General features: G+C 67.7%; 8 protein-coding genes and 2 pseudogenes. 4 read left to right on the top strand and 6 right to left on the bottom strand.

The genetic code is table 11. The annotated features are described in order from the left end of the window. Positions 1–183 precede the first annotated feature (183 nt). Entirely contained in the window at positions 184–1,113 is a 930-nt protein-coding gene (locus MKK68_RS25140; protein ID WP_244033283.1) for a helix-turn-helix transcriptional regulator, read from the top strand. 203 nt (positions 1,114–1,316) lie between these two features. Here MKK68_RS25140 and MKK68_RS25135 read toward each other — a convergent pair whose 3' ends face one another. The 3 genes from MKK68_RS25135 to MKK68_RS25125 are packed head-to-tail and all read right to left on the bottom strand — an operon-like array spanning position 1,317 to position 5,863. Further along, complete coding sequence (locus MKK68_RS25135) at positions 1,317–3,785, bottom strand: branched-chain amino acid ABC transporter ATP-binding protein/permease (RefSeq protein WP_244033282.1); 2,469 nt, start codon at positions 3,783–3,785, stop codon at positions 1,317–1,319. A 4-nt stretch (positions 3,786–3,789) separates the two neighbouring features. Beyond that, positions 3,790–4,659, bottom strand: coding sequence for a branched-chain amino acid ABC transporter permease (locus tag MKK68_RS25130; RefSeq protein WP_244033281.1), 870 nt, complete (start codon positions 4,657–4,659; stop codon positions 3,790–3,792). Positions 4,660–4,669: 10 nt separating this feature from the next. After that, positions 4,670–5,863 (bottom strand): ABC transporter substrate-binding protein, encoded by a 1,194-nt coding sequence (locus MKK68_RS25125; RefSeq protein ID WP_244033280.1) that lies wholly within the window; start codon positions 5,861–5,863, stop codon positions 4,670–4,672. A gap of 195 nt (positions 5,864–6,058) precedes the next feature. Here MKK68_RS25125 and MKK68_RS25120 point away from each other — a divergent pair, with 195 nt between their 5' ends. Next, complete coding sequence (locus MKK68_RS25120; RefSeq protein WP_244033279.1) at positions 6,059–6,469, top strand: nuclear transport factor 2 family protein; 411 nt, start codon at positions 6,059–6,061, stop codon at positions 6,467–6,469. Here MKK68_RS25120 and MKK68_RS25115 read toward each other — a convergent pair whose 3' ends face one another. Further along, a complete protein-coding gene (locus MKK68_RS25115) occupies positions 6,470–7,180 on the bottom strand; it encodes a GntR family transcriptional regulator (RefSeq protein WP_244033278.1) in 711 nt (236 codons plus the stop codon). It lies immediately after the preceding gene. Between the two features lie 366 nt (positions 7,181–7,546). Further along, positions 7,547–8,761 carry an MFS transporter gene (locus MKK68_RS25110; RefSeq protein WP_244033277.1) on the bottom strand — a complete coding sequence of 405 codons (1,215 nt, stop codon included), beginning with the start codon at positions 8,759–8,761 and terminating at the stop codon, positions 7,547–7,549. Between the two features lie 65 nt (positions 8,762–8,826). Here MKK68_RS25110 and MKK68_RS25105 point away from each other — a divergent pair, with 65 nt between their 5' ends. Continuing rightward, positions 8,827–9,774, top strand: coding sequence for a LysR family transcriptional regulator (locus MKK68_RS25105; RefSeq protein ID WP_244033276.1), 948 nt, complete (start codon positions 8,827–8,829; stop codon positions 9,772–9,774). 536 nt (positions 9,775–10,310) lie between these two features. Here MKK68_RS25105 and MKK68_RS25100 read toward each other — a convergent pair. Beyond that, a pseudogene (locus MKK68_RS25100) lies at positions 10,311–11,654 on the bottom strand (dicarboxylate/amino acid:cation symporter). 303 nt (positions 11,655–11,957) lie between these two features. Between MKK68_RS25100 and MKK68_RS25095 the strand changes: the two are divergent. Then, positions 11,958–12,317, top strand: a pseudogene (locus MKK68_RS25095) (sensor histidine kinase); the annotation flags it as partial. Positions 12,318–12,456: the final 139 nt, after the last annotated feature.

Here is a 12,456-nt window from a genome sequence, read left to right as displayed (position 1 = left end):
CTGCGCCAAGCTCGACGTCTCGTTCTTCCGATACCTCGGCGATCGCCTCGGCATCCCAGACAGCGCAACCGTCCCGCCCCTGCCGGACCTTGTCAGAAACGCCGCAACAGCATGACCGCCCGGTGATCTGCCCCGGTTACTCGCTTCGGAAGGCACTTTTACAAACGGACGCTGATGGCACCCATGACCGGATTGCTGGAAAACTTGACCGTTCCTCCGGAGGGTGGACCGAGCGTTGCCACCGGCGACCTCCTCTCCCTCGTCCTGGCGCAGATCAGGCTCACCGGGGACCACGTCCGGTCCCTTGAGGTCGAGCGGTCGGGGAACTTGGACCTGGAGGTCGGAGCCGCTCATGTCCTCGTGGTTGCCGAGGGTTCGCTCCACGTCGAGGGCGATGACGGGGAGCGCGTCATCATCGACACGGGCGATCTCGTGCTTCTCCCCCGCGGGCTCGGCGAGGCCAGGCTGGTGGCATCCACCTCGCATGCTTCGGTGATCGTCTGTCGGTTCTGGTTCGATCCCCACACCCTGCGCGGCATGGTCTCGGCCTTGCCCGGGCGCATCCACATTCGGCGCGACGAGGGGGCGGGGTGGCTGGAGGGCATCGTACCCTTCCTGATGGTCGAGGTGACCGACGACGAGCCGGGCGCGGCCCTGATGATCTCGCGGATCATCGACGTCATCGTCATCCGCACCCTTCGGACTTGGGTACGGCGAGGGCACAACACCGGATGGCTGGGAGGTCTCTCGGACGCCCGCATCGCCCGGGCGTTGAAGGTCATGCACGAGCGTCCATTGCGTCCTTGGGGCGTCGAGGCCCTGGCGGACGCGGCCGGCATGTCGCGGTCGAGCTTCTGCGAGCGGTTCACGGCACTCGTCGGGCGCTCGCCCCTACGCTACCAGAACGAGTGGCGGCTCACGCTTGCCCGGGACATGCTGGTCGCCCGCGAGGCGCGTGTTGGTGATGTCGCATTGAGCGTCGGCTACGCGTCGGAGGCAGCCTTCAGCCGCGCCTACAAGGCCATGTTCGGACACCCGCCGCGGGACGAATCTGCGCCGCCGAGCGGTGCCGGATCACGCGAGCAGGACGGTGGTTTGCGGCAGGGGGCTTAGCGGGTCGAAGCCACGCCTGTGTCCGCTTCAAGGCAGCAATCATAGCGGTCTGTACGGCTGGGTTGGGTCGAAGGCGGAATGTCCGCGTCGGGGCGAAAGGTCAGGGTTGAGTTGCCGCCCCTCACGGACTCGCGGCGCAGGAGCATGCCTCCGATTCACTCGTCATTGCCCTCCAAATCCCGCGAGCTCTCGCAGGACTTCGATCAAGCCGCGCCGAGATAGGCCGCCTCCAGGCCCTTGTCCGCCGCCAGCTCGGCGGCCGTGCCTTGTGTGACGACGCGGCCTTGTTCGAGGACGTAGCCGCGGTCGGCGACGGTGAGGGCGAGCGCCGCCATCTGGTCGACGATGAGAATCGTGGTGCCGGCATCCCGCAGCTCCGCCACCACAGCGTAGAGGGCATTGATCATCGCCGGCGCGAGGCCGAGCGACGGCTCGTCGAGGAGGAGGATGCGGGGCCGCGCCATCATCCCTCGGGCGATGGCGAGCATCTGCTGCTCGCCGCCCGACAGGAGGCCGGCCCGACTCGTCGCCCGGTCGCGCAGGCGGGGGAAGCGGGTGAGTAGCGCCTCGATCTCGGCCGGATCGATGGGTGTCCCGCGGCCGTGGGCACCCAGCCGGATGTTCTCCACCACGGTCAACTCCGGAAACACCTGCCTGCCCTCAGGTACGAGGGCGAGGCCCAGGCGGGCAATCCGGTGCGCAGGCAGTGTAGCAACGCCCCGGTCCTCCAGCACGATCCCGCCCGCTACCGGGCGCAGGAGCCCGGCCAGGGCCCGCATAGCGGTGGACTTGCCGGCACCGTTGGCGCCCAATAGCGCTACGGTCTCGCCAGGGCGGACCTCCAGTGACATTCCCTCGAGCACCGGGGCCGCGCCGTAGCCGGCGGTGAGGCCATGGGCCGAGAGGACGGCGGCGGCAGGGCCTTGCCAGGGTGCTGCGCGCGGCCGGGCCGGCGTATCGGCAGCACCGAGATAGGCACAGAGCACCAGCGGGTCGTGCCGGACGGAGGCCGGGATACCACTGGCGATGGGCCGCCCCGCATCCATGACGAGGATGTAGTCGGACACGCCCATCACCAGGGGCATGTCGTGCTCGACGAGAACCACAGCTACCTCGCAGGCGGCGATCCGGCGCAGCAGGATGCCGAGGCGGTCGGTGTCGGCGCGGGTGAGGCCGGCGGCGGGCTCATCTAAAAGGAGCACCCGGGGGCGGCCGGCGAGCGATCGGGCTATTTCAACGAGGCGTCGGTCGACATGGGGGAGTTCGTCGGCTCGCCGGTCGAGGGGGCCGGCATAACCAGTGAAGGCGAGAAGGGCGGCGGCCTTGGCGCGATCGTCGCGGCGGGCCCGGCGCCAGAGCCGGCCGGGGGCGAAGGCGAGGGCGACGTTGTCGAGGACGCTGAGCGAGCCGAACAGGCGCGTCGTCTGATAGGTCCGGGCGATGCCAGCCCGGGCGACGGTCTGCGCCGGCGCGCCCGTGAGGTCCCGGGCACCCAAGCGGATGGCACCGGTGCTCGGGCGGTAGAAGCCCGAGACCATGTTGAGCACCGTGGTCTTCCCCGCGCCATTCGGGCCGATGACGCTGGTGACGGCACCGGGAGCGGCGGTGAACGACACGCCGTCCGCCGCGCGGATGCCGCCGAACTGGATGCCGATGGCGTCGACGACCAGCGGCTCCCCCAGCCGGTCGCCGAGGAAGCCGGCGAGGTCGGCGTCTCCCGTGGCGCGGGTGTCCGCACGACGCGGGATCAGGCGCGACACACTGCCGACGAAGCCGGCCGGCACGAGCCAGAGCACCACGAGGGTGGCGACACCGAAGAACAGCAGCCGAAACTCGGCGAGCCCCGACATCATCTCGGGCAGGAGCACGGTGACGAGGGCGCCGAACAGGGGCCCCAGCACGGTGCCGGCTCCGCCGACCACGACCGCGAGGACGAACAGGATCGATTGCGAGAACGGGAACGAGCTGGGGGCGATGAACAGCATGAGGGGCGGCAGCACGGCGCCTGCGAGTCCCGTGAGCGCCGCCGAGACGGCGAAGGCCAGCGTCTTCACCCGCACCGGATCGAAGCCCAGGGAGGCTGCCGCCACGTCGGCGTCCCGCACGGCGCACATGGCCCGGCCGAGGCGGCTGAGCGCCAGGCGGTGGAAGCCGTAGAGGCTCATTCCGGCGCCGAGCACGCTCAGGATCGCAAGTTCGCGCTCCGCGAAGGGGGTGCCGAACAGGCTCGGACCGCCGGTGACGACGAGGCCGTTCTGCCCACCGGTGAGCGCGCCGCCCTCGATCAGCGCATGCTCGACGATGAAGCCGAACGCGATGGTGACCATGGCGAGGTACGGTCCCTTCACCCGCATGGCCGGCACCGCCAGCACCACGCCCACGAGGGCCGAGAGCAGGGCCGCCGCCGGCAAGGCCAGCCAGAAGCTCACGCCCGCGCCGGTGAGCACCGCGCTCGCATAGGCGCCGATGGCATAGAAGCCGGCATGGCCGAAGGAGATCAGCCCGGTCAGGCCCAGGAGCACGTTGAGGCCGACCCCCGCGACGGTCGTCAGGGCCACCAGCGCGATGATGAAATGACTGTAGCCGGATGTTCCGGCGACGAGGCCGAGGCCCGTCGCCGTGAGGGCCGCGATGGCGAAGGGCATCGCCAGCCGTCCGTTCAGGTGGCGCATGGCGTCAGACCTTGTTGACGGCGCGACGGCCGAACAAACCGTCCGGCCGCAGCGCCAGCGCCAGGATGATCACGGAGAACACGACGAGCTGGGTGTAGGCGGAGCCGAGCGTCGCCGTGACGCCGGCCTCGAGGAGGCCGTAGAGCAGCCCCGCCACGACGACGCCCGTGGCCGAGCCGATGCCGCCGAGGATCGCCACGGCGAAGGCCTTGATCCCGAACAGGGCGCCCATGTCCGCCGAAACGGAGAACAGAGGTGCGATGAGGAGCCCCGCGACGCCGGCGAGCACGGCCGACAGGGCGAAGGCGCAGGCCACGGTCTTGCGCACGTCGATGCCCATGAGGCGAGCCGCATCCGCGTTCTGGGCGACCGCCAGGAGCACGCGCCCGAGATCGGTCCGGCGGAACACCGTGCGGATGGCGACGGCCACCGCGAGGCCGATGACCGGAATGACGATCTGGAGCGGGTAGATCCCGGTCCCGAAGAGCTGCACGGGCGACACGGCCAACACGGAGGGGAGGCTGCGCGGCTCCTTGCCGAAGGTGAACAGCATGGTGTTGTCGAGGATGATGCCGCCGGCGACCGTGGCGAGCAGCCACGCATCCGAGCCACGCTCGACGAACGGCCACACCAGAAGCCGCTCCACCACCACGCCGAGGAGGGCGCATCCGGCAAGCGCGACGAGGATGGCGAGCGGCATCGGCCAGCCCAGTGTCACCCCGAGCCAGTATCCGAGGACGGCGCCCAGCGTCACGGCCGACCCTTGCGCGAAGTTGACCGTGCCCGACACCGCGTAGGTGATGTGGAAGCCGAGCGCGATCAGCCCGTACATGCTGCCGAGGCCGAGGCCGGTGACGAGGGTTCCGGTCAGCATCCGACCGGGCTCAGTTCGTCACCGCGACGATCTCGCCGTTCTGGAAGCGCGTGAAGATGTAGTCCTGCGGACCGAGCGCGTCGTGCTGCCCCGGAGCGAAAGGCTTGTCGTAGGTCTTGATCAGGCCCGGGTAGGTCGCGACCTTGTAGAAGCCGTCGCGGACCTCCGGCCCCTTGGTCGAGTTCGCCGCTTTGATGGCGAGCGCCAGCAGGTGGATCGCGTCGTAGGCGTTGGCGATGCCCACTGCCGGCGTCACGTCCGCCATGGACTTGATCGCCGGGTACTTCTTCTTCAGCGCCTCGAGGACGGCCGAAGCCTTCGGCGAGGTGTTTCCCGCGAAGGTGAAGGTCTGGACGAAGTGGACCTTCCCGGCATTCGGGCCGGCGAGTTCGTCGAAGCGCCCGCCTGCCGGCCCCCAATGGGAGACCACGGGAACGGACCAGCCCATGCGGTCCAGCGATTTGACCACCTGGGCCGAGGGTCCGACATTGCCGACAAGGAACAACGTGTCGGCGCCGGCCTCCTTCAGGCGGGTCAGCTGGGGCACCATGTCGACGTCGGCGGCCTCGTACTTCTCGACGCCGGCGCTGGGGAGGTTCGCCGCCTTGAGCGCCGCGACGAGGCCTTGCTGGTTCGATTCACCCCACGCGTTGTTCACCAGGATCATGCCGGGCTTCTTCGCGCCGTGGGTCTTTACCGCGTAGGCGACCAGGGCTTCGTCGACGAGGGCGTCCACGGCCGAGACCCGGAAGGCGTAGTTGTCGGCCGCCCCGTTGCGGGTGATGCCGGTGCCGGCGGCCCAGGGGCCGAGGAACGGCACCTTCATCTGGTTGGCGATCGGCACCAACGCCATGGAGACGGGTGTGTCGAGGCCGCCGACCAGGGCGACGACGCCGACGCGCTGGATCAGCTCGCGGGCGGCGAGCACGCCCTTCGACGGATTGGCCTCGTCGTCCCGCGCCACGAGCTCGAGCGGGCGGCCGAGGACGCCGCCGGCGCCGTTGATCTCGTCGATGGCGAGGCCGATGCCGCGTGAGATCGCCTCGCCGGATTTGGCCGACTGGCCGCTCAAGGCCGTGACCAGGCCGATGCGGATCGGCTCCTCGGCGAGCGCCGCGCCGGAGGCACCCAGGAGCAGGGCGGCACCGAGGGTCGCGCCGAAGGATGCCCGGCGGGTCAGGGACGGGCTGTTGCGGATGCGCATGATGGGAGGTCTCCGACGGAATGAGTTCACCACGCGCAATGCGTGTGCCATGCACCAAATCATTGCAATAATTATAGAAATTAGAATCCCTCTCAAGTCCATGCCTCGAACTTCACCAGAGTGCATACAGTTTTTGCATGCACTTTATGCGGACGGCGGCGAGAAGGAGTGGGAGCCCACGAAGGAGATTGAGGGATGACGGAAGGACCGAACATGACGGCGCAGGACGCAGCCATCGTCACCGCCTATCTCGAAGCCTCGATGGTGCCCGATCCGGAGCGGGCGGCGACCTACATGGCGCCGGGCATCGAGATCGTGTTGACGGGCGCCCGCCGCTTCCGGCATCCCCGTGAGGTCACGGCGTTCAACGCCGGGCGCTACGCCTGGGTGAAGAAGCGCATGGAACGCCTCGACGTGGTGCCGGACGAGGGCTTCACCACGGTCTACAGCCTCGGTACCCTTTACGGCGCTTGGCCCGACGGCACGCCGTTCGAAGGTAACCGCTACGTCGACCGCTTCACGGTGCGGGACGGCCTGATCGTCACCATGGAGGTGTGGAACGACAGCGCCGAGCGCATCCTGACGGGACGCGGCATCACCGCCTGATCAGTTTGACGCCTCGGCATACGGGGCGAGCAGCCGGAGGAGGTTGCGGTCGCGGGGCGGCGTGGCGGTGATGCGCGCCCGCTCAGCGACGGCGTCGAGGTGGTGGTCCATGAGGGCGGTGGCGCGGTCGACATCGCCCGCGACCAGCGCCGCGATGAGGGCGCGGTGCTCGGCCACCGCGCATTCGGCCGAATGGGGCCGGCTGTAGAGCGACAGGATGAGGGCGCAGCGGTAGCCGAGTTCGCCGACGTAGCGCTCCAGCACGGGGCTACCGGTCATCTGCGCCAGCAGTAGGTGGAACTCCGTCGCGAGGCGGATCGAGCCCGGTCCGCCGCCGCGCCGGGCCGCTTCCTCGCTGTCGACATGGGTATGCAGAGCGGCCTCCTGGCCGGCATCGAGGCGGCCGGCGAGGCGGGCGACGACGAGGCGTTCCAGGCCGATGCGGATGTCGAAGGTGTCGCGTGCCTCCTCCCAACTCGGCGTCGCCACGACGGCGATGCGGTTGCGGCGCAACTCCACTAGCCCTTCGCCGGCGAGCTGCCCCAGGGCCTGGCGCGCGATCGTGCGGCTGACGCCGAATCGCTCGCCCAGGGCATCCTCCGGCAACCGGTCGCCGGGGGCCACGGCCCGTTCGACGATGGCCTGCCGCAGGGCCCGGCAGATCGCTCCGACCCGGTCCGTGCCGCCCTGCCGCGTCGTGCTGCTCACCATGGCGTTTGCACCCATCCTGCTGTCGTCGTCCGTGATCCCACTGCACAACGATATGCCCGCCAGCATTGGCCCAGCTGAACCCGCCTAGCCTGCCTCGGCCAAGCACAAGCGGGACCAGTCTCCAAGTCCCGACCGCCAAGCTTCGACACTGGGTCCCGCCCCCCAGAACAGGATGCCGTGGCAGATTCCGCGAAGCCGGGCGCTCGCCCAGCTAGGCCGCCAACGGGGCGGTGGCGCCCTCCCACCCCCCTTGTGTCCCTGGTTGTCATCGAGACCCTAAAAGCCTGCCGCGACAACGTGATTGCCCGCTATCGCGGCTGTGGTCGCGCGGGGCGTGGTCGCGCGGGGCGTGAGCCTGGATAGCCTTCATGCGGGTGCTCCTCGGCTGCGCGAAGGCAGCCATTGCAGGACGGTCGCGATCGCAGAGACGACCAGGACGGCGCCGAGGTAAGTCTGGGCCGTACCCAGGAAGCCGGCCAGCGGAACGGCGAAGCCTGCGGCGATGGGGGGGACGCTCAAGGACAGGTAGGTGACCAGAAATATCGCCGCGAAGAGTTCGGCCCGCTCGTGCACAGGGGTGAGCGGCACGAGCGATTGGATAAGGCCGCTGAACGATGCGCCTAGCCCCGCGCCTGCGACCGCGCCGCCGACGAAGAACAGCGCCAACGCTCCAGTGCCGATCGACACGAGCAAGAGGCCAACCCCGGCCGTCACCGCCGCCATGCCCACGACGGCCATGCGCCCGGGCGGCAGCCCGCGCATCATCAGCGGCGACACAGCGCCGGCGCCACACAGCACGGCGACGGTGGCGCCGTTCAGCAATCCGCTACTGACGCCGAAGACAGTGCGTAACAGCGACGGCCCGAGCGCGCTGACGAAGCCGCCCAGCGCCCAGATTGACAGGAGCAACGGCAACCCGCGCGTGAAGCCGTCGCGCGCCGAACGGGCAACATGTACGCTCGGCACCATGGAGCGAAGCAGGCCGGGCACCGGGCTTGCCGTCTCGGGAATAAGCAGAACAATCAATGCACCCAGGCAGAACAGCCCCCCGAGCAAGCCGAACGCCCAGATCTCCGCCTTGTCCGTTACGCCGAGTAGCGCCCCGGTGACGAGGGCGCCCGTCGCCAGCCCCGCGAGCGGCGAAATGCTGGTAAACAGGCTGCCAAGCGCCTTGCGGGCCGGCGGCGGCGCCTCGATCACCGCGGCCGACAGGGCGCCGTTGACCACGCCCATGGATATGCCCTGGGCGATCCGGGCGGCCAGCAATCCGCCGATGCCGTCTGCCGTCAGGAAAAGCGCTATGGACACGACCTGGATGACCAGCGCCGCAACGATCACCGGCTTGCGTCCCAGGTGGTCGGAGAGCGATCCGGCCACGAGAAGCGTTACGAGCAGCACCAGGGAGTAGATGCTGAACGCGACCGTCAGCATGCCCGGAGAAAAACCCCAACGCTCCTGGAACACGACAAACAAGGGCGAGGGCACGCTGCTCGACACGAAGAACAGGAACAGGATGGCCGCGAGCAGCGGGAACGCGATTGAGGAGGAGCGATGCGGTTGGATGGCGGGGGCTTCCGGCAAGCTGCTATCCGCGTCGTCGATGGAGGCTCCCGGAACTGAAGCCCGCTCGGGATATCGCCCGACGCGTGGCAGTGTTGCAATCAAATCTTCTGCCTGCTGTTATCGAGCGCATGGATACAAGGAACCTCGATCTCGGCCTGCTCGTCACGCTCGAAGCCCTGCTGGCGGAAAGGAACGTCACGCGTGCCGCCCGGCGCCTGAATCTGAGCCAACCCGCCTTGTCCGCCCGGTTGGCGCGGCTTCGCGAGGCTTTCGGCGATCCCCTCCTCATTCCGGCACAGCGCGGGATGGTCCTGACCCAGCGCGCCGTCGAGCTTCGACAACCGTTGCATGAAGCGCTGGAGGGTGTCCGCAGGGTCGTGGCAGATGGAGCACCGTTCGACCCCGCGACCATGCGGGCCACCCTGGTGATCGCCGCGACCGACTACCAGCAGTATGCGCTGCTCACCCGCTTCTCGGTCGCACTCAGGACCGAGGCGCCCAGGGTCCGCATCGCCTGGCGTGCCCTGGACGTGCTGGCGCTCGCCACCCAGTTGGAGCGCGGCGAGGTCGACCTGGCCTTGGCATCTTCAGACCATGCACCGGCGGCCATGCGACAGCGTCAGCTCTATTGTGAGGATTACACGGTGATCGCCCGGCAGGGACACCCGGTCGTACAGGGATATGTCAGCCTGGACGTGTTCTGTACTTTGGAGCACGTTGTGGTGTCTCCCCAAGGCGGCGGGTTCTCGGGACCTACCGATGCGGCACTAGAGGCCGTCGGCCGCCGCCGCACCGTAGCCCTGTCCACGTCGGGGTTCCTGATCGTGCCGGAGGTCGTGTCACGGTCCGACATGATTGCTTTGGTCCCACGGCGGATCTCCGATGGCTGGTCGGATCGGGTGCAGGTGCTAGATCCGCCGCTCACCATCCCTGGCTTTGCCATCGCGAGTGTCTGGCATGACCGGACGACCAACCATCCGGCACAACGCTGGCTGCGTGAACGGCTGACGATGTTGGCCGCCGAGGGATAAGCATCGACCGCACTGCTGCAGGCGGCCATTCACCGGCTTTCTCGAAACACCATCATTTTCGGGAAAGCGCCCCGGATCGCTAACGGCAGCTTTCGATATATCCCACGCTCAAAGCAGTCGGGCCGTTTCCCACCCGATCCGGTCGTTGGCCTCTACCTCAACAGCCTAAAAGCGGACCTTCCGAAGATCCCCAAAGGGCAGAAACCGGACTATGACCTTTCGTATGAAAGCGACCAGATCCGGCCCGCCGCTTAGAGCCTATGTCGGTCACTCGAGACCTCGAAGATTCTTCCGAGCCAGGCCTCCGCGCGCCAACGGTGAGCGGAAACGTGCATATTCAGGGACGACAATCGAATGCAGTATGCTTGTTACTAAGACTATAATAGGAAATTTGCCCGTATATTGACTAGAGCATCTAGAAGCACGTGAGGTCCGTTCGCGACGCCCAGCACCATTACATCAACTCAGATTACGATCTGTGCTGCGAGCAAGGCCGCCGCAGGCCGCACGCTAGTACGGTCTGCGGCAATAACAGCTTATTCAGCAGCGTGCAGGGCCTGCTCACGCGACACGGGCGTCGTGGCACGCCCAGAGAGGGCCGCCGCGAGTTTCTCCTCGTCGACTTCGTTCTCCCAGCGCGCCACGACGATGCACGCCACGGCGTTGCCGATGAAGTTGGTCAGCGCGCGGCACTCCGACATGAACCGGTCGACGCCCAGGATCAGCGCCATGCCGACCACCGGCACCGAGGGCACCACGGCGAGCGTCGCCGCTAGCGTGATGAAACCCGAACCGGTGACGCCGGCCGCGCCCTTGGATGACAGCATGGCGACGAGGAGGAGGAGCGCCTGCTCGCCGTAGCTCAGCGGCGTATCGGTTGCCTGGGCGATGAACAGCGCCGCCATCGTCATGTAGATATTCGTGCCGTCGAGGTTGAACGAGTAGCCCGTGGGCACCACGAGGCCGACGACCGGCTTCGAGCAGCCGGCCCGCTCCATCTTCTCCAGGAGCGAGGGCAGCGCCGACTCGGATGAGGAGGTGCCGAGTACGAGCAGCAGCTCCTCCTTGATGTACCGGATCAGCGCGATGATCGAGAAGCCGTTGTAGCGGGCCACGGCCCCAAGGACGACCAGCACGAAGATCGCGGAGGTCAGGTAGAACGCGCCGACCAGGTAGGCGAGGTTGGCGAGCGAGCTGATCCCGTACTTGCCGATTGTGAACGCCATCGCTCCGAAGGCGCCGATCGGGGCGACTTTCATTATGATGTTCACGACGCCGAAGATCGCCTCGGACAGCACCTTGATGATGTCGAGCACCGGCTTGCCGCGATCGCCCAGGAAGGCGAGACCGAAGCCGAACAGCACCGAGAAGAACAGCACCTAGAGGATCTCGCCGCCTGCGAAGGCACCCACCGCCGTCGACGGAATGATGTTCATCAGGAACTCGACGATGCTCTGCTCCTTCGCCTTGCCGGCGTAGGTGGCGATCGCCTTCGGATCGAGCGACTTCGGGTCGATGTGCAGGCCGTTTCCGGGCTGGAGCACGTTGGCGATGACGAGGCCGACGATCAGCGCCAGGGTCGAGAACGTCAGGAAGTAGATCAGCGCCTTCCCGCCTACGCGCCCGACCTTCTCCAGATTGGTCATGCCGGCGATGCCGGAGACCACGGTGAGGAAGATCACCGGTGCGATGATCATCTTGACGAGCTTGATGAACGCGTCGCCCAGCGGCTTCATCTCGGCGCCGAGCTGAGGGTAGAGATGCCCCAGCGTAATGCCGATCGCGACGGCCACCAGGACTTGAAAATACAAGGTCCTGTAAAGTGGTTTCGGCTTTGTCGGCGGATGGGGTGCGGTGAGCGGTGACGGTACGGCGGCCATGGATGGATCTCCCTAGGATCGGCTTGGTTCATGGCGGTTGGCCCAGGGTATCCGGGCGGCGTCCGCGCTTGGTCTTGGCCTCTCGGCGCGCAGTCTTGCCGCACGGGCATGGCTGCGTTGCGCGGCCAGAATGGCAATCTCCGTACCAGGCGCGGAACCCCGCGACGTTTTGCTTAAGCAATTCAAATTAAAGATCTTTACTCGGCTGTGCCGGGTCGGTCGGAGATCCAGTCGTGCAGAAATCCGCACACGCCTTGCGGATCCAGTCCGGGATCCCGCACCGAGCGCGCGCCGATGACCGGGATGGGGACGCACGGAACCGGTGGGCTCGGCCACGCGCTAGCGCGCCGGACGCTCCTGATCGTAGCGGGTCTATGCGCGATCCTCTGCGCGGCCTGGTTCGCCGGGCGGTCCGCGGAGCGGTGGACGCTCGCGGACCTGCGGCGCAACGCGCGCTCGGCGATCGGATTACAGGTCGGCGTGCTGCTGGCCGAGATGCAGAAGCAGGCCTCCCTGCCGCTGGCGCTCGCGGCCGACCCGGAGATCGTCGCCGCGGTCGGCGGCGCGCCGGGGCGGGACCTGCTAGATCGCGTCGACCGGCGGCTTGCGCAGGTGGCCGCCGCCACCGGCTCGGCCGTGATCTACCTCATCGGTGCGGACGGTGACCTGACCGGCTGGCTTTGGACTGGGCTGATTGAGAGGATCAGCCAGGACTGAAGGAGCTGGACATGAAGCGAGGTCAGAAGACGGGTGCGGAGCAGGTGGTGCTGAAGCTGCGCCAGATTGAGGTGCAGACGGCGCA

Source organism: Methylobacterium sp. E-016 (assembly GCF_022829745.1).
Lineage (GTDB): Bacteria > Pseudomonadota > Alphaproteobacteria > Rhizobiales > Beijerinckiaceae > Methylobacterium.
This window is presented reverse-complemented; position numbering and strand designations above follow the sequence as displayed.

Bases quoted from the DNA above. Each gene is read 5' to 3' on its own strand.
- MKK68_RS25140 (WP_244033283.1), top strand. From the start codon at position 184: ATGACCGGATTGCTGGAAAACTTGACCGTTCCTCCGGAGGGTGGACCG.
- MKK68_RS25135 (WP_244033282.1), bottom strand. From the start codon at position 3,785: ATGCGCCACCTGAACGGACGGCTGGCGATGCCCTTCGCCATCGCGGCC.
- MKK68_RS25130 (WP_244033281.1), bottom strand. From the start codon at position 4,659: ATGCTGACCGGAACCCTCGTCACCGGCCTCGGCCTCGGCAGCATGTAC.
- MKK68_RS25125 (WP_244033280.1), bottom strand. From the start codon at position 5,863: ATGCGCATCCGCAACAGCCCGTCCCTGACCCGCCGGGCATCCTTCGGC.
- MKK68_RS25120 (WP_244033279.1), top strand. From the start codon at position 6,059: ATGACGGAAGGACCGAACATGACGGCGCAGGACGCAGCCATCGTCACC.
- MKK68_RS25115 (WP_244033278.1), bottom strand. From the start codon at position 7,180: ATGGTGAGCAGCACGACGCGGCAGGGCGGCACGGACCGGGTCGGAGCG.